A 16,005-nucleotide genomic window follows, 5' to 3' on the forward strand; every position below is an offset into this window, starting at 1 on the left:
CGCGTCCAAGGCGAAGGCTTGCCCGAGCGAAGCGAGGGAAAAGCATGAGCCTCCTCGTTGTCGGACTGAGCCACCGCAGCGCGCCGGTGAGCGTGCTGGAGCGGGCCGCGCTGGCCCGTGACACACAGGCCAAGCTCGTCCAGGACACCCTCGCGGCGGAACCCGCCACGGAGGCGGCGGTCCTCGCCACCTGCAACCGCATCGAGCTCTACGCCGACGTGGACAAGTTCCACGCCGGTGTCGCCGAGCTGTCCACGCTCCTCGCCCAGCACTCGGGCGTCGGCCTGGACGAGCTGACCCCTTATCTCTACGTGCACTACGAGGACCGGGCCGTCCACCACCTCTTCTCGGTGGCCTGCGGCCTGGACTCCATGGTCGTCGGCGAGGGCCAGATCCTCGGCCAGATCAAGGACGCCCTCGCGCTCGGCCAGGAGCTGCACACCGCGGGCCGGCTGCTGAACGACCTCTTCCAGCAGGCCCTGCGGGTCGGCAAGCGCGCCCACAGCGAGACCGGCATCGACAAGGCCGGCCAGTCGCTGGTGACCTTCGGCCTGGAGCAGCTCGCCGACGGCACGCCCGTCACCGACTGGGCGGCGGGCAAGCGCGCCCTCGTCATCGGCGCCGGCTCCATGTCCTCGCTCGCGGCGGCCACGCTCGCGCGCGCGGGCGTGGCCCACGTGGCCATCGCCAACCGCACGGTGGAGCGGGCCGAGCGACTCGCCCGGATCCTCACCGAGGCGGGCGGCCCCGGCGCGCCCGGCTTCACCGCCGCGGCCGTCGAGATGACCGCCATCGCCGACGAGCTCTCCCGCGCGGACGTCGTCGTCTCCTGTACGGGCGCGACCGGGCTGGTCCTGACGGCGGAGGCCGTACGGGGCGCCCTCGCGGACCGTACCGCCGACGCGGCGGACGTGACCGACGCGGCCCGTACCGCCGACGCCCCCGCCTTGCCCCGCCAGAGCGCCGGCGACCCGCTCGCCGCGCCGGCCCGTGGCGACGTGGTGCTCGCCCTGCTCGACCTCGCGATGCCGCGCGACATCGACGCCGCCGCGCACCGCGTCGAGGGCGTCCGGCTCGTCGACATCGAGTCGCTCGCCGAGGCGTCCGCCGACGCGCCGATGGCCGCCGACGTCGACCAGGTGCGCACCATCGTCTCCGACGAGGTCGCCGCCTTCGGCGCCGCGCAGCGGGCCGCGCACATCACCCCCACCGTGGTCGCCCTGCGCACCATGGCCGCGGACGTCGTGGCGAGCGAGATCGCCCGCCTCGACGGCCGCCTCCCCGACCTCGACGACAAGCAGCGCGCGGAGATCACCCAGACCGTGCGCCGCGTCGTCGACAAGCTCCTCCACGCGCCGACCGTGCGCGTCAAGGAGCTGGCCTCCACCCCCGGCGGCGCCGGCTACGCCGACGCGCTCCGTGAGCTCTTCGACCTCGACCCGCAGGCGGTCGCCGCCGTCAGCAGGGCCGATTCGCGGGCCGACACGCACAACTCAGCACGGGAGCCAGCATGAACGACATCCCTTCGCGGCCACTGCGCCTGGGGACCCGCCGCAGCAAGCTCGCGATGGCCCAGTCCGGCCAGGTCGCCGAGGCGGTGCGGCAGCTGACCGGCCGCCCGGTGGAGCTGGTCGAGATCACCACCTACGGCGATGTCTCGCGCGAGTCCCTCGCGCAGATCGGCGGCACCGGCGTCTTCGTCTCCGCGCTGCGCGACGCGCTGCTCGCGGGCGAGATCGACCTCGCCGTGCACTCCCTGAAGGACCTGCCGACCGCGCAGCCGGACGACCTCGTCCTGGCCGCGATCCCGGTCCGCGAGGACCCGCGCGACGCGCTGATCGCCCGCGACGGCCTGACCTTCCAGAACCTGCCGGCCGGCGCCCGTATCGGGACCGGTTCGCCGCGCCGCACGGCGCAGCTCAACGCGTGGGCGCGGGCGCTCGGCCTCGACATCGAGACCGTGCCGATCCGCGGCAACGTCGACACCCGCGTCGGCTATGTCACCGACGGCGAGCTGGATGCCGTCGTGCTGGCCGCCGCCGGTCTCAGCCGGCTCGGGCGGTCCGGGGACGTCACCCAGTTCCTGGAGCCCGACGCAGTTTTGCCCGCCCCCGGCCAGGGGGCCCTGGCGGTCGAATGCGCAGCGACCAATGCGCAGCTCGTCGCCCGGCTCGCCGAGCTCGACGACCCGTTCACGCGGGTCGCCGTGACCGCCGAGCGTTCCCTGCTCGCCGCCCTGGAGGCCGGCTGCTCCGCACCTGTGGGTGCGCTGGCCGACCTGTTGGCCGACGGGCAGGTTGTCACCGAAATGCGCCTGCGCGGCGTCGTCGGCTCGACCGACGGCAAGACGTTGGTGCAGCTGTCCACCACCGGCCCCGTGCCGTCGTCCAGCGAGGAGGCCGTGGCCCTGGGCCGCGAACTCGCCGCAGCGATGCTCGACAAGGGTGCGGCCGGTCTTATGGGGGAGCGAGCACTTTGAACCCCACCGCCCCGATCCACCCCGTGCACGGGCACGTCACCTTCCTCGGTGCCGGCCCCGGAGACCCGGGACTGCTGACGCTCCGCGCCGTGGAGGCACTCGCGGCCGCTGACGTCCTGATCGCCGATCCGCAGGTGGTCGACGTGGTGCGCGCTCATGCGCGCGCTCATGTGGACATGCCTGCGCAGACGGTTACTGACGAGGCATCAAAAACCGTCGGTGCCCCGGATGTATCTGTCCTTCGGGACACCGCCAATCTTGTCATGTCGGCCGCGCGCGGCGGCAAGCGGGTCGTGCGTGCCGTCCTCGGCGACCCCGGCCTCGACGGCAACGCCGCCGAGGAGATGCTGGCCTGTGCCACCGAGGGCATCACCTTCGAGGTGGTGCCGGGCGTCGCCACGGCCGTGGGCGTGCCCGCCTACGCCGGAGTGCCGCTGCGCGACGGCAAGGGCGGCGCCGACGTGCGCTTCGTGGACGCCCGTACCGCCTCGGCCACCTGCTGGTCCGAGGTCGGCGCGAGCGAGGTCACGGCCGTCGTCTCCACCACCCTCGACTCCGTGGTGGCCGCGGCCGGCGAACTGGTCTCCGCCGGCCGCAAGCCCGACACCCCGCTGACGGTCACCATCGCCGGTACGACCACGCGCCAGCGCACCTGGACGGCCACCCTCGGCACGATCGCCCAGGTGCTCAAGGTCGCGAAGGTGCTGCCGTCCCCGGACGGCGGCCAGCCGGTGATAGCCGTGGTCGGCGAGCGCAGCGCGGCCGCGCACCGCGACCGGCTCTCGTGGTTCGAGTCCAAGCCGCTGTTCGGCTGGAACGTCCTCGTGCCGCGCACCAAGGAGCAGTCCGCCTCGCTCTCCGACCAGCTCCGCAGCTATGGCGCCGTGCCCAGCGAGGTCCCGACCATCGCGGTCGAGCCCCCGCGCACCCCGCAGCAGATGGAGCGCGCGGTCAAGGGCCTGGTCACCGGCCGCTACGAGTGGATCGCCTTCACCTCCGTCAACGCCGTCAAGGCGGTGCGCGAGAAGTTCGAGGAGTACGGGCTCGACGCGCGCGCCTTCGCCGGCATCAAGGTCGCGGCCGTCGGCGAGCAGACCGCCAAGTCGCTCGTCGAGTTCGGCGTGAAGCCCGACCTGGTGCCCAGCGGCGAGCAGTCCGCCGCCGGTCTGCTGGAGGACTGGCCGCCCTACGACCCGGTCTTCGACCCGATCGACCGCGTCTTCCTGCCGCGCGCCGACATCGCCACCGAGACCCTGGTGGCGGGCCTGATCGAGCTGGGCTGGGAGGTCGACGACGTCACCGCCTACCGGACCGTACGGGCGTCCCCGCCGCCGGCCGAGACCCGCGAGGCGATCAAGGGCGGCGGCTTCGACGCGGTCCTGTTCACCTCGTCGAGCACCGTGCGCAACTTGGTCGGCATCGCCGGCAAGCCGCACAATGTCACCGTCATCGCCTGCATCGGCCCGGCCACCGCGAAGACCGCGGAGGAACACGGCCTGCGGGTGGATGTGCTGTCGCCCGAGCCCTCGGTGCACAAGCTCGCCGAGGCGCTCGCGGACTTCGGCGCGGCACGGCGCGACGCGGCCCTGGAGGCCGGCGACCCGGTGACGCGCCCGAGCGAGCGGCGGCCCGGATCGCGTAGAAGGGCACGGAGTTGAGCACGTACGGCACGTTCCCCGGGGCTCGCCCCCGGCGGCTGCGGACCACCCCCGCCATGCGCCGCATGGTCGCGGAGACCTGGCTGCACCCGGCAGATCTGATCCTTCCCGCCTTCGTGCGGGAGGGCATCGGCGAGCCGGTGCCGATCTCCGCCATGCCGGGCGTCGTCCAGCACACCCGCGACACCCTGCGGAAGGCGGCCGTCGAGGCGCTGGAGGCCGGCGTCGCCGGCATCATGCTCTTCGGCGTCCCCGAGGACGCCAAGAAGGACGCCGCCGGTACCGCCGGCACGGACCCGGACGGCATCCTCCAGGTCGCCATCCGCGATGTGAAGGCCGAGGTCGGCGACGACCTCGTCATCATGTCCGACCTGTGCCTGGACGAGTTCACCGACCACGGCCACTGCGGCGTCCTCGACTCCGAGGGCCGGGTGGACAACGACGCGACGCTGGAGCGCTACGCCGAGATGGCGCAGGTCCAGGCCGACGCGGGCGTCCACGTGGTGGGCCCCAGCGGCATGATGGACGGCCAGGTCGGCGTCATCCGTGACGCCCTCGACCAGACCGGCCACGAGGACGTCTCGGTCCTCGCCTACACCGTGAAGTACGCCTCCGCGTTCTACGGCCCCTTCCGCGAGGCCATCGGCTCCTCGCTCCAGGGCGACCGCAAGACGTACCAGCAGGACCCGGCCAACGTGCGCGAGTCGCTGCGCGAGCTCTCGCTCGACCTCGCCGAGGGCGCGGACATGGTCATGGTCAAGCCGGCCCTGCCGTACCTCGACATCCTCGCGAAGATCGCCGACGCGGTGGACGTGCCGGTCGCCGCCTACCAGATCAGCGGCGAGTACGCGATGGTCGAGGCGGCCGCCGCCAACGGCTGGATCGACCGCGACCGGGCCATCCTGGAGGCGCTCACCGGCATCAAGCGGGCGGGCGCGAACATGATCCTGACGTACTGGGCGACGGAGGTCGCGCAGCGGCTCCGGCCTTAGTCCGTAGGCGCCGGCCCGTACGGCGCGTATGAAGGTTCGAAGAGAGCCGGGGGTGGTCGCTACGACCACCCCCGGCTCTTCGCTTTCGCGGCAATCCCGGGCGCACGGTGTGCCGTTGTCACCCACACAGGTCGAAGTCCCTCATGAACCCCCGAATGGGCAGTACCGGTGCTCCCGAGCGGGTCTACTGTGTGGCGCACGTCATGGCTCTACGAAGGCGCGCGCATGAGTAACGACCCAGAGCTCGGCGACGACTGGGAGTACACCCTCCAGGTCCCCAGCGACCCGCTCGCCCCCTGCATCGCGCGGCGCACCCTTCGTACGATCTTCCAGCAGCACGGGTACGCCGAAGTCGCCGACATCGCGGAGTTGTTGACGTCGGAGCTGGTCACCAATGCGTACCGCTACTCCGACGGGCCCGCCTCCGTGCGCGTACGGCGGGAAGGGAAGCGCGTCCGGGTGACCGTGTGGGACACCAATCCCAAGCTCCCCGGACCGGCCAGGGTCGCCCTGGCGGACGACGAGGCCGAGCGGGGGAGGGGGCTCGGACTGGTCATGAGGTGTGCCGACAGCTGGGGCGGGTTCGCGCTACGGGATCAACCGCAAGGGCTCGTCGGCAAACTGATCTGGTTCGAGCTGGGGGGCGGGGTCCTCGCCCCGCCCCCGGTGAGCTCGTGAACTACAGCTGCTCGGGCGTCCGGATGCCCAGCAGGCTCATGCCCTGACGCAGCGTGCGGGCCGTCAGGTCGCAGAGGAAGAGGCGGTTCTCCACCTGCTGCGGCGTCTCCGCCTTGAGGACCGGGCACTCGGCGTAGAACGTGGTGTAGAGCGAGGCCAGCTGGTAGAGGTAACCGGCCAGCTTGTGCGGCTCGTAGGAGGCCGTGACCTCGGCGAGGTTCTCCCCGAACTGGTCCAGGTGCATGCCCAGCGCGCGCTCGGCCGGGGCCAGCGCGAGCTCCGGGTGGGCGACCGGCCGGGCGTCGCCCGCCTTGCGGAGGATCGACTGGATCCGGGCGTACGCGTACTGGAGATAGACGCTGGTGTCGCCGTTGAGGGACACCATCTGGTCCAGGTCGAACTTGTAGTCGCGGGAGACGGACGTCGACAGGTCCGCGTACTTCACCGCGCCGATGCCGACCTGGGCACCACGCTCGGCGATCTGCTCCTCGGACAGGTCCTGGGCCTTCTCCCGGACGACGGCCGTCGCGCGGTCGATCGCCTCGTCGAGCAGGTCGACCAGGCGGACCGTCTCGCCCTCACGCGTCTTGAACGGCTTGCCGTCCTTGCCGAGCACCGTGCCGAAGCCGAGCTGGACGGCCTTGACGCCCTCGGTCAGCCAGCCGGCCCGGCGAGCGGTCTCGAAGACCATCTTGAAGTGCAGGGACTGCCGGGCGTCCACCACATACAGCAGGGTGTCGGCCTTGAGGTTCCCCACCCGGTCGCGGATCGCGGACAGGTCCGTGGCCGCGTAACCGAAGCCGCCGTCGGACTTCTGGACGATCAGCGGCGAGGGCTTGCCGTCCGGGCCCTTGACGTCGTCGAAGAAGACGCACAGCGCGCCGTTGGAGCGGACGGCGACACCCGACTCCTCCAGCAGGCGGCAGGTCTCGGCGAGCATGTCGTTGTAACCGGACTCGCCGACGATGTCCTCGTCGCGGATCTCCACGTCGAGCTTGTCGAAGACCGAGTAGAAGTAGATCTTCGACTCGTCGACGAACCGCTGCCACAGCGCGAGGGTCTCCTCGTCGCCGGCCTGGAGGTCGACGACCCGGCGCCGGGCACGGGCCTTGAACTCCTCGTCGGAGTCGAAGAGCGTCCGCGACGCCTTGTACAGCCGGTTGAGGGAGGACATGGCCTCCTCGCCGGAGACCTCGCCCTCGTGGTCCAGCTCGTGCGGGTGCTCGATCAGGTACTGGATGAGCATGCCGAACTGGGTGCCCCAGTCGCCGATGTGGTGCCGGCGCACGACCGTCTCGCCGGAGAACTCCAGGATCCGTACGACCGCGTCGCCGATCACCGAATTGCGCAGGTGGCCGACGTGCATCTCCTTGGCCACGTTCGGCTGGGCGTAGTCGATGACCGTGGTGCCGGGGGTTTCCGCGAACGGCACGCCCAGGCGGTCGTCGGCGGCACGCTCGGCGAGGGTCTTCACGATCGCCTCGTCGGTGATCGTGATGTTCAGGAAGCCGGGGCCCGAGACCTCGACGTCCTTGATCAGATCACCGGTCGGCAGCTGCTCGACGACCTTCGCCGCGAGCTCGCGCGGGTTGCCCTTCAGCTTCTTGGCGAGCGCCAGCATCCCGTTGGCCTGGAAATCGGCCCGGTCGCTTCGTCGCAGCAGCGGGTCGGCGGCACCGGCCTCCGGCAGGGCAGCCGAGAGAGCGTCCGCGATGCGCTGGTCGAGCGAGGAAGCGAGGGAAGGAACCGAGGCCATGGGGTGGGTGCCATTCCAGTAGAGGGCAAAAGCGATGCCATCGAGTATCCCATGCGCCCCTCGCGGGCCGGGCGGCCATTTTCCGGGGCCTGTCCCCGGCCCTTCCGGGCTCCGCGCGACGACGTACGGAGCAACCCCGGAGCCACCCCTTCCGTCTGGGACAATGGCCATGCCAGGACCGTAAGGAAGGAAGTGCCGCACGTGGCTCAGAGCACTGAGGCCGACTGGGTCTCCCGTTTCGCCGACGAGGTCATTGCCGAAGGGGAGCGACGGGCCCCCGGCAAACCCATCGTCGTCGCCTCGGGCCTCAGCCCCTCCGGCCCGATCCACCTCGGCAACCTCCGCGAGGTCATGACCCCGCACCTGGTCGCCGACGAGATCCGCCGCCGCGGGCACGAGGTCCGCCACCTGATCTCCTGGGACGACTACGACCGCTACCGCAAGGTGCCGAACGGCGTCCCCGGCATCGACGAGTCCTGGGCCGACCACATCGGCAAGCCCCTGACCTCCGTCCCCGCCCCGGCCGGCTCGGCGTACCCGAACTGGGCCGAGCACTTCAAGGCCGCCATGGTCGAGGCCCTGGCCGAGCTCGGCGTCGAGTACGACCCGATCAGCCAGACCGAGCAGTACACCGCCGGTGTCTACCGCGAGCAGATCCTGCACGCCATGAAGCACCGCGGTGACATCGACGCCATCCTCGACCAGTACCGGACGAAGAAGGACCCCGCCGCGGCCGCCAAGAAGCCGCAGCAGAAGCAGCAGAAGCCGGTCGACGAGGCCGAGCTGGAGGCCGCCGAGGGCTCCGGCGCGGCCGCCGAGGACGACGGCAGCGGCTCCGGCGCGGGCTACTTCCCGTACAAGCCGTACTGCGGCGCGTGCGAGAAGGACCTCACCACCGTCACCGCGTACGACGACGAGACCACCGAGCTGGCCTACACCTGCGTGTGCGGCCACTCCGAGACCGTGCTGCTCAGCGAGTTCAACCGCGGCAAGCTGGTCTGGAAGGTCGACTGGCCGATGCGCTGGGCCTACGAAGGCGTGATCTTCGAGCCCTCCGGCGTCGACCACTCCTCGCCCGGCTCGTCCTTCGTCGTCGGTGGCCAGATCGTCCGCAAGGTCTTCGGCGGCGAGCAGCCGATCGGCCCGATGTACGCCTTCGTCGGCATCAGCGGCATGGCCAAGATGTCCTCCTCCAAGGGCGGCGTCCCCACCCCCGGCGACGCGCTGAAGATCATGGAGGCGCCGCTGCTGCGCTGGCTGTACGCGCGCCGCAAGCCCAACCAGTCCTTCAAGATCGCCTTCGACCAGGAGATCCAGCGGCTGTACGACGAGTGGGACAAGCTGGAGTCCAAGGTCGCCGACGGCAGCGTGCTGCCGGCCGACGCCGCCGCGTACTCCCGCGCCGCGCGGACGGCCGCCGGCGAGCTGCCCCGCACGCCGCGCCCGCTGCCGTACCGCACGCTCGCCTCGGTCGTGGACATCACCGCCGGCCACGACGAGCAGACGATCCGGATCCTGAGCGACCTCGACCCGGCGAACCCGGTCACCGACCTCGACGAGGTCCGCCCGCGCCTCGACCGGGCCGAGTACTGGATCAACACCCAGGTGCCGGCCGAGTCCCGCACGATCGTGCGCGAGGAGCCCGACACCGAGACCCTCGCCGCGCTCGACGAGCAGGCCCGCGAGTCGCTGCGGCTGCTGCTGGCCGGCCTCGACGAGCACTGGTCGCTCGACGGGCTCACCACGCTCGTCTACGGCGTGCCGAAGGTGCAGGCCGGGCTGGAGCCCGACGCCAAGCCGACGCCGGAGCTGAAGGTCGCGCAGCGGTCCTTCTTCGCCCTGCTCTACCAGCTGCTGGTCGGGCGCGACACCGGTCCGCGGCTGCCCACGCTGCTGCTGGCCGTGGGCGCCGACCGGGTGCGCAAGCTGCTGAGCGCGTAACCCTCGTGACGGCCGAAGGGCCGCCACCCGGTGACACCGGGTGGCGGCCCTTCTCCGTACTTCCGCCGCTACTTCTTGTTGGCTTCGGCGACCGCGGTGACGGCCTCCTTCGCCGCGCTCTGCGAGTCCTTCATCAGGTCGCCCGCGTCCGGGTTCTTCGCGCCCTGGAAGCCGGCACCGCTGTACTTCACGGTGATCACGACGTTGCCGGTGCGGGTGACGACGATCGCGTTGCGGTAGTCGTCGTCGTCCTTGCGGTAGTCCGAGGCGATGCTGTTCGCCTCCTCACCGACACCGGAGACCTTCTCGGTCCTGGCCTCCTTGGCACCGTCCTCCGTGCCCGCCTTGGTGGTCCGCTGCCCGACGAACGCCTCGGCGCGCTTCTCGCCCGAGCCCAGCGTCGGGTCGGCCGTGAAGCGCTTCAGCGAGACCGTCAGGGAGCGGAACTGGAGGTCCTTGGCGTCCTCGTCGTTCAGGCCGTTCCAGAAGCAGCTCGCGGAGTCGTTGGGGTCGGTGGTGGGGAGGGCCTCGCCCTCCTTCTTCTTCGCCTTCGGCACCAGCTTGTCGACCGTCTTCTCCGTGACGGTCTTGCACACGTCCGGCAGCTTGGCGAACGTCGCGGCCTTGGTGGTCGCCGAGGCGCTGGGCGTCGCGGCCTTGGACGGCGTCGAGGACGCCTTCTTCTTGGAGCCGGAGTCGTCGGAGTCCGAGCAGCCGGTGGCGACGAGCATCACCGGTACTGCGGCGCAGGCGAGGATTCGGGCGAGTCGCGGGGCTGTTCGGTGCATGGGTCCTTCGCTCGTTCAGTGTCGAGGGGCGGGCCGCCGAACGGAGTTCGGTCGCCCGTTTCTGATCGGCACGGTACGCGGCCGACGCGCGGCGGTGGTCGAGGTGGGGCGTTACTCGCCGGGCTAATTGCCGAAGTGCCCGGCGTCGAGCTCCCGGGCCAGGGCGTGCGCCCCGCCCTGGAGATCCTCGCTTTTCGGTTCGTGGCGCTTGTCGGGCGACCACTGGTCGTAGCCGATGCTGACCAGGACATTCGCGGACCGGAAGACGATCGCGATGTCCCGGTGCACCCCCGAGCCCGTGGTGATCAGCTTGTCGTCGACGAACGCGTCGTCGCCGAGGTCGTCGAGTACGCGCGGGAGGAAGCGGCCGTTGTCGGCCGGGCTGCCGGAAGCGGAGGCCGCGGGGGACGGCGAACCGGACGCGCCGGGCTTCTCGCTGCCGGAGCCGCCCTGCGGGTGGGCGCCGCCGCTCGCGCTCGCGCTCGGGGTCGGCTTCGGCTTCGGCTTCGCGGAGGGGGTGCCGGAGGCGGAGGCGGCCGGGATGTGGGCGGCCGCGGCCTGGCGCTCGTACAGCTCCTGTGCCCGCTGCTCGTCGCTGACGCCCGCCTGGTACGACACCACGCGCTCGAAGTCGACCGACAGGTGGCGGGTGCCCTCCGGGGTCTCCAGCCGCCAGCGGCAGCCGGTGCGGCGGTCGGTGTCGTAGGTGATGGCGGCCTGGCCCTTGTAGAGCTTCTCGGTCTCCGGGTCGCCGTCGTCCTCGGTGGGCAGCAGGCGGCGCAGCGTCTCGCGGCTCACATAGCCGCAGGGCTCCGGCAGGCCGCGGTACTTTCCGGGCTCGGCGGCGGGGGCCGAGGAGCCCGGGTTGCCGGCCTTCGCGTCGCTGCCCGCGCCGGCGGCACCGGATGATCCGCTGCACGCGCCGAGGCTCGCGGTGAGCACGGCCGCAGCCAGTGCGGCGGCCGGTGCGTACGCCCTTCGCTGCACTGTCCGTGGCTCCTCTCGCCCGAAAACGTGTTGCCGCCGCTGTGGTGGCGGCCGGACAGTATGTCTACCGCACGCGCCGCCGCGTCTGCCGGTTCGCTGTCGCGAATCGTGAGATTTGTCCGGCTTTTGCGTTATCTTTCTTTTACGGGGTAATGGGGAAAATCATGACCTACACCGAGGTGTCCGGCGCCCGGGTTCCGATCCGCATGTGGGCCGACCCGGCCTCGGTCGAGGACGTCGCCATGCAGCAGCTGCGCAACGTCTCCACCCTGCCGTGGATCAAGGGCCTCGCCGTCATGCCGGACGTCCACTTCGGCAAGGGCGCGACGGTCGGCTCGGTGATCGCGATGCGGGGCGCGGTGTGCCCGGCGGCGGTCGGTGTGGACATCGGCTGCGGCATGTCGGCGGTGAAGACGTCGCTGACGGCGAACGACCTGCCCGGCGACCTCTCGCGGCTGCGGTCGAAGATCGAGCAGGCGATTCCGGTGGGCCGCGGCATGCACGACGACGCGGTGGGCCCGGGCCGGCTGCACGGGGTGGCGACGGCGGGGTGGGACGACTTCTGGCGACGGTTCGACGGGGTCGCGGAAGCGGTCAAGTTCCGTCAGGAACGGGCCACAAAGCAGATGGGAACGCTCGGATCGGGCAACCACTTCATTGAATTTTGTCTCGATGAGACAGGTTCGGTCTGGTTGATGCTGCACTCCGGCTCCCGCAACATCGGCAAGGAGCTGGCCGAGTACCACATAGGGCAGGCGCAGAAGCTCCCCCACAACCAGAACCTGATCGACCGCGACCTCGCGGTCTTCGTCGCCGACACTCCGCAGATGGCGGCCTACCGGCACGACCTGTTCTGGGCGCAGGAGTACGCGAAGCACAACCGTGAACTGATGATGGCGCTCTTCAAGGACGTGGTCCGCAAGGAGTTCAAGAAGGCCAAGGTGACCTTCGAGCCGGTCATCTCCTGCCACCACAACTACGTGGCCGAGGAGACCTATGACGGCATGGACCTGCTCGTCACCCGCAAGGGCGCGATCCGCGCGGGCGGCGGCGAGTACGGCATCATCCCGGGCTCGATGGGCACGGGCTCGTACATCGTGCGCGGCCTGGGCAACGAGGCGTCGTTCAACTCCGCGTCCCACGGAGCGGGGCGGAAGATGAGCCGCAACGCCGCGAAGAAGCGCTTCACCGCACGGGACCTGGAGGAGCAGACGCGGGGCGTCGAGTGCCGCAAGGACTTCGGTGTGGTGGACGAGATCCCGGCCGCGTACAAGCCGATCGAGCAGGTCATGGAGCAGCAGAAGGACCTGGTCGAGGTGGTGGCCAAGCTCAAGCAGGTCGTGTGCGTGAAGGGCTGAACGAGAGCTGAACGGGAAAGGGCGGGCACGGAAGTGCCCGCCCTTTGTCATGCGTCCTGGTCACGCGTCCTGCGGGTACCAGCGCAGTTCGATCGTGTTGCCGTCCGGGTCCAGGAGGTAGACGGACTCCGCGTCGCCGCGGGCGCCGAAGCGCCGGCCGGGGCCGTCGACGATCGTGAAGGTGCCGGCGTCGATGACGGCCTGCCAGTCCAGGGGCTCGACGACCAGGCAGATGTGGTCGACGTTGGAACCGCCGCGCTCGCGGGCGACGAGGTCGATGATCGTGGTGGGGGAGACGCGCACCGAGGGGAACGGCACCTTGCCCGCGCGCCACTCCTCCACGCGGACCGGCTCCAGGCCCAGGGGGCCGGTGTAGAAGGCCAGGGACCGCTCGATGTCGGAGACGTTGAGTACGAGGTGGTCGAAGGCGATGACACGCATGATGTTGCTTGCTCCTTGCGGTGGTGGACTGGGCGTCAGATCTCGCGGTGGACCTTGTAGTTGGAGGCCTGGGCGCGCGGGCGGACCACGATCAGGTCGATGTTGACGTGGGGCGGCCGGGTGACGGTCCAGGCGATGGTGTCGGCGACGTCCTCGGCGGTCAGCGGCTCGGCCACGCCCGCGTAGACGCCGGCGGCCTTCTCCTCGTCGCCGCGGAAGCGGTTGACGGCGAACTCGTCGGTCCTGACCATGCCGGGGGCGATCTCGATGACGCGTACGGGCTCTCCGCACAGCTCCAGACGCAGGGTCTCGGCCATGACGTGGGCGCCGTGCTTGGCGGCGACGTAGCCGCCGCCGCCCTCGTAGGTGGCGAGGCCGGCGGTGGAGGAGACGATCAGGACGGTGCCGCCGTCGGGGCTCGTCCGGAGCCGGGGCAGCAGGAGCTGGGTGACATGGAGCGCGCCGAGGACGTTGACCTCGTACATCGCGCGCCAGTCGGCCGGGTCGGCGGCGGCGACGTGATCGGCGCCGAGGGCGCCGCCGGCGTTGTTGACCAGGACGTCGACGGACGGGAGCGCGTCGAGTTCGAGGGCGAAGACGGTGACGGCGGCCCGGTCGGTGATGTCGAGTTCGTAGGCGAGCGCCTCGTGGCCGGCCTCGGTGAGCTCGGCCGCGAGGGCCTCGACGCGGTCCTTGCGGCGGGCGGTGAGCACGACGCGGTAGCCCTCGGCGGCCAGGCGGCGGGCGGTGGCGGCGCCGATGCCGCTGCTCGCGCCGGTGATGACGGCGGTGCGGGTGCTCATGATGGGCCTCCTGAGGCGCAAGCGACGTGGGTGATCCGTGCGCAGGATATGCGCCGCCCCGCGTCGGTGGCTGTCCCCGGCGTCACAGTCAACGGTCGCGCGGTACGTACATGATGACGGCGACTCCGATCAGACAGATCAGGGCGCCGAGGACGTCGTAGCGGTCGGGGCGGTAGCCGTCGGCGACCATGCCCCAGGCGAGCGAGCCGGCGACGAAGACCCCGCCGTACGCGGCGAGGATGCGGCCGAAGTCGGCGTCGGGCTGGAGGGTGGCGACGAATCCGTAGGCGCCGAGGGCCACGACACCCGCGCCGATCCACGCCCAGCCGCGCCCCTGCCCGGATCCGCTGCCGCGCACGCCCTGCCAGACGAGCCAGGCGCCGCCGATCTCCAGGAGGGCGGCGAGGAGGAAGAGGCCGATGGAGCGCGCGGTGAGCATGTGACGCAGGCTACGGGCCGGGGCGATCCACGGCCCGGGAGGCACGGATGGTCCCCGTCACCGGCCGGTGATCCGCCCTCCCCTGGCGGGGACACCGGCCGGTCTGTCTTCGACCGCGGAGGAGCCGGCAGGGCGGGAGGCGTCCGGCGCGTCTGCGGGAGACAAGCGGCCGGGGGCCAGGGCCACGCGCTTCACCCTAGGGCGTGGGTGGGGACCCGGGAAGACGGCCTGGGCGGCACGCCTACCGTGCGTGAGATTTCGGCCATGGGTCGACTGCCGTGGTCAGGGCGCAGAGAGGTTCGAGTTAAGCACTTTTCACCGCATCTGCGGGCCAGTACCGGAGATTCTCCTACCAATTAACGGCCCGAATGTGCTCCTCCCTGTTTCGGCCACCGATAGGTCGTACCTTCGCGGTAGCTGCCCCGGACCCTGGTGGCCCCGGCGCGCGAGGGAGGATCCCTGCACGCCGTCCGTGCGGTCCGAGCAGGGGGAGCAGTCGTGGCGCGGTGGCAGGGGCAGGCCCGTATCCGGGTGACGGGCCGGTGGAGCGTGCTGGAGCTGGCCGGCGAGCTCGACATCGCGACCGTGCCGCGGGTGGAAGAGCTGCTGGCGCGGTTGGTGGGGCTGGGGATGCCCGTCGTGGTGATCGATCTACGTGAGGTGACGTTCTTCGACTGCGCGGTGCTGGGAGCACTGTGCCGGGCCAGGGACGGGGTGCTCGCGGCCGGTGGCGATTTCGAGGTGCTGTGTGCCCGGCCCTGGCTGCTGAAGGTCATGAATCTGGCCGGTCTGCTGGAGGATTTCCGGCCGGTCGCCTCCCTCACCGACCTGGCCGATCTCGACTCCCTCGACGGCGACCGTCAGAGGGGTGCCGGAGCGTAGTGTGGAGTCGGCGGGCCGCTCGCTCCGGGCGTCGCGTGGCGGGCAGGTCCGGGAGAGGTGTCATCGGTGGCCACCAGCGCGGGCATGGCCCGGTTGCTGCGCGATCTGTCCTCGGGGCCCGGCCCCGGTCTGATCGGCGGGGACCCGCTGGCCTGTGCCCGGGTCCTCGGTGTGGACGGCGTAGCGGTCTCCCTCGCCACGGACGGTTCGCTCAGCGAGCTGGTGTGGTCCTCCCCGGGGGTCAGTGAACGCCTGGAGGACGAGCAGTACACGCTCGGCGAGGGTCCGGGCGTGGACGCCATGGCCTCCTGTTCTGTGATCGTCGAGCCGGACCTGGCGCGGATCCGCCCGGACCGGTGGCCGGGGCTGCTGCCGACCATGGCCGGGCTCGGGGTGTCCGCCCTGTTCTGTTTCCCGCTGCGTATCGGTGGCGTGTGCGTGGGAGCGCTGACCGCGCAGCGGGCCACGGTGGGCCCGCTGACGTCGGTCGCCATGGACGACGCCCTGATCCTGGCCGCGGCGCTGACCGCGGTGGTGCTGGACGGCGGGGAGCGCTCGATGCTCTTCGCCTCCGCCGTGTCCGCCGGTGATCTGCACCGGGCCGTGGTCCACCAGGCCAGCGGGATGATCAGCGTCCAGGCCGGGGTGTCGGTGGCCGAGGCCCTGGTGCTGCTGCGCGCCCACTCCTACCGCCATGACCTGCCGCTGCTGAGGGCCGCGGAGGACGTGGTTGCTCGTCGCCTGCGCTTCCGACACATTGGTGACGGGCCGGACCCGTCTTTTGAGAAAAGGGGATGATGGCC

Annotated in this window: 15 protein-coding genes; 9 read left to right on the plus strand and 6 right to left on the minus strand. The window is 71.1% G+C overall.

Translation table 11 applies throughout. The annotated features are described in order from the left end of the window. The first annotated feature begins 44 nt into the window (after positions 1-44). From ACZ303_RS26685 to ACZ303_RS26705, 5 genes are all read left to right on the plus strand, one after another. Positions 45-1,514 carry a glutamyl-tRNA reductase gene (locus ACZ303_RS26685; protein ID WP_467343018.1) on the plus strand — a complete coding sequence of 490 codons (1,470 nt, stop codon included), beginning with the start codon at positions 45-47 and terminating at the stop codon, positions 1,512-1,514. Then, entirely contained in the window at positions 1,511-2,479 is a 969-nt protein-coding gene (gene hemC / locus ACZ303_RS26690) for a hydroxymethylbilane synthase (RefSeq protein ID WP_467343019.1), read from the plus strand. The genes ACZ303_RS26685 and hemC overlap by 4 nt, the downstream gene beginning before the upstream one ends. Further along, entirely contained in the window at positions 2,476-4,137 is a 1,662-nt protein-coding gene (locus ACZ303_RS26695; RefSeq protein ID WP_467343020.1) for a bifunctional uroporphyrinogen-III C-methyltransferase/uroporphyrinogen-III synthase, read from the plus strand. Before hemC ends, ACZ303_RS26695 begins: the two co-directional genes overlap by 4 nt. Further along, positions 4,134-5,129 carry a porphobilinogen synthase gene (hemB, locus tag ACZ303_RS26700; protein WP_467343021.1) on the plus strand — a complete coding sequence of 332 codons (996 nt, stop codon included), beginning with the start codon at positions 4,134-4,136 and terminating at the stop codon, positions 5,127-5,129. Before ACZ303_RS26695 ends, hemB begins: the two co-directional genes overlap by 4 nt. 225 nt (positions 5,130-5,354) lie before the next feature. Next, on the plus strand, positions 5,355-5,807 hold the full coding sequence (locus tag ACZ303_RS26705) for an ATP-binding protein (RefSeq protein WP_467343022.1): 453 nt from the start codon (positions 5,355-5,357) through the stop codon (positions 5,805-5,807). Position 5,808: 1 nt separating this feature from the next. On the opposite strand, the gene argS is transcribed toward ACZ303_RS26705, so the two are convergent. Then, positions 5,809-7,563 carry an arginine--tRNA ligase gene (gene argS / locus ACZ303_RS26710; RefSeq protein WP_467343023.1) on the minus strand — a complete coding sequence of 585 codons (1,755 nt, stop codon included), beginning with the start codon at positions 7,561-7,563 and terminating at the stop codon, positions 5,809-5,811. A 192-nt stretch (positions 7,564-7,755) separates the two neighbouring features. Between argS and lysS the strand changes: the two genes are divergently transcribed. Continuing rightward, positions 7,756-9,504 carry a lysine--tRNA ligase gene (gene lysS, locus ACZ303_RS26715; RefSeq protein WP_467343024.1) on the plus strand — a complete coding sequence of 583 codons (1,749 nt, stop codon included), beginning with the start codon at positions 7,756-7,758 and terminating at the stop codon, positions 9,502-9,504. A gap of 68 nt (positions 9,505-9,572) precedes the next feature. Here lysS and ACZ303_RS26720 read toward each other — a convergent pair whose 3' ends face one another. Both ACZ303_RS26720 and ACZ303_RS26725 read right to left on the minus strand, forming a co-directional pair. Then, the gene (locus ACZ303_RS26720) at positions 9,573-10,292 is read right to left on the minus strand and encodes a DUF3558 domain-containing protein (RefSeq protein ID WP_467343025.1); all 720 of its coding nucleotides are present in this window, start codon (positions 10,290-10,292) and stop codon (positions 9,573-9,575) included. 123 nt (positions 10,293-10,415) lie between these two features. Continuing rightward, the gene (locus tag ACZ303_RS26725; RefSeq protein WP_467343026.1) at positions 10,416-11,279 is read right to left on the minus strand and encodes a hypothetical protein; all 864 of its coding nucleotides are present in this window, start codon (positions 11,277-11,279) and stop codon (positions 10,416-10,418) included. A 164-nt stretch (positions 11,280-11,443) separates the two neighbouring features. Here ACZ303_RS26725 and ACZ303_RS26730 point away from each other — a divergent pair, with 164 nt between their 5' ends. Beyond that, entirely contained in the window at positions 11,444-12,637 is a 1,194-nt protein-coding gene (locus ACZ303_RS26730; RefSeq protein ID WP_467343027.1) for an RtcB family protein, read from the plus strand. 60 nt (positions 12,638-12,697) lie between these two features. Here the strand turns inward: ACZ303_RS26730 and ACZ303_RS26735 are convergent, their stop codons facing one another. The 3 genes from ACZ303_RS26735 to ACZ303_RS26745 form a co-directional block, all read right to left on the minus strand. Continuing rightward, entirely contained in the window at positions 12,698-13,078 is a 381-nt protein-coding gene (locus ACZ303_RS26735; RefSeq protein WP_467343028.1) for a VOC family protein, read from the minus strand. Positions 13,079-13,113: 35 nt separating this feature from the next. Beyond that, complete coding sequence (locus ACZ303_RS26740) at positions 13,114-13,881, minus strand: SDR family NAD(P)-dependent oxidoreductase (protein WP_467343029.1); 768 nt, start codon at positions 13,879-13,881, stop codon at positions 13,114-13,116. 88 nt (positions 13,882-13,969) lie between these two features. After that, entirely contained in the window at positions 13,970-14,320 is a 351-nt protein-coding gene (locus ACZ303_RS26745; RefSeq protein WP_467343030.1) for a YnfA family protein, read from the minus strand. A 498-nt stretch (positions 14,321-14,818) separates the two neighbouring features. Between ACZ303_RS26745 and ACZ303_RS26750 the strand changes: the two genes are divergently transcribed. Continuing rightward, complete coding sequence (locus tag ACZ303_RS26750; protein WP_467343031.1) at positions 14,819-15,202, plus strand: STAS domain-containing protein; 384 nt, start codon at positions 14,819-14,821, stop codon at positions 15,200-15,202. A 66-nt stretch (positions 15,203-15,268) separates the two neighbouring features. Continuing rightward, positions 15,269-16,000: an ANTAR domain-containing protein gene (locus ACZ303_RS26755; protein ID WP_467343032.1), complete on the plus strand. Its 732-nt coding sequence runs from the start codon at positions 15,269-15,271 to the stop codon at positions 15,998-16,000. Positions 16,001-16,005 lie beyond the last annotated feature (5 nt).

It is taken from the genome of Streptomyces sp. NPDC023527 (assembly GCF_055560115.1).

Excerpts from the sequence above, each read along its gene's own strand:
- ACZ303_RS26685 (WP_467343018.1), top strand. The coding sequence starts at position 45 with ATGAGCCTCCTCGTTGTCGGACTGAGCCACCGCAGCGCGCCGGTGAGC.
- hemC (WP_467343019.1), top strand. The coding sequence starts at position 1,511 with ATGAACGACATCCCTTCGCGGCCACTGCGCCTGGGGACCCGCCGCAGC.
- ACZ303_RS26705 (WP_467343022.1), top strand. The coding sequence starts at position 5,355 with ATGAGTAACGACCCAGAGCTCGGCGACGACTGGGAGTACACCCTCCAG.
- argS (WP_467343023.1), bottom strand. The coding sequence starts at position 7,563 with ATGGCCTCGGTTCCTTCCCTCGCTTCCTCGCTCGACCAGCGCATCGCG.
- ACZ303_RS26720 (WP_467343025.1), bottom strand. The coding sequence starts at position 10,292 with ATGCACCGAACAGCCCCGCGACTCGCCCGAATCCTCGCCTGCGCCGCA.
- ACZ303_RS26730 (WP_467343027.1), top strand. The coding sequence starts at position 11,444 with ATGACCTACACCGAGGTGTCCGGCGCCCGGGTTCCGATCCGCATGTGG.
- ACZ303_RS26735 (WP_467343028.1), bottom strand. The coding sequence starts at position 13,078 with ATGCGTGTCATCGCCTTCGACCACCTCGTACTCAACGTCTCCGACATC.
- ACZ303_RS26740 (WP_467343029.1), bottom strand. The coding sequence starts at position 13,881 with ATGAGCACCCGCACCGCCGTCATCACCGGCGCGAGCAGCGGCATCGGC.
- ACZ303_RS26745 (WP_467343030.1), bottom strand. The coding sequence starts at position 14,320 with ATGCTCACCGCGCGCTCCATCGGCCTCTTCCTCCTCGCCGCCCTCCTG.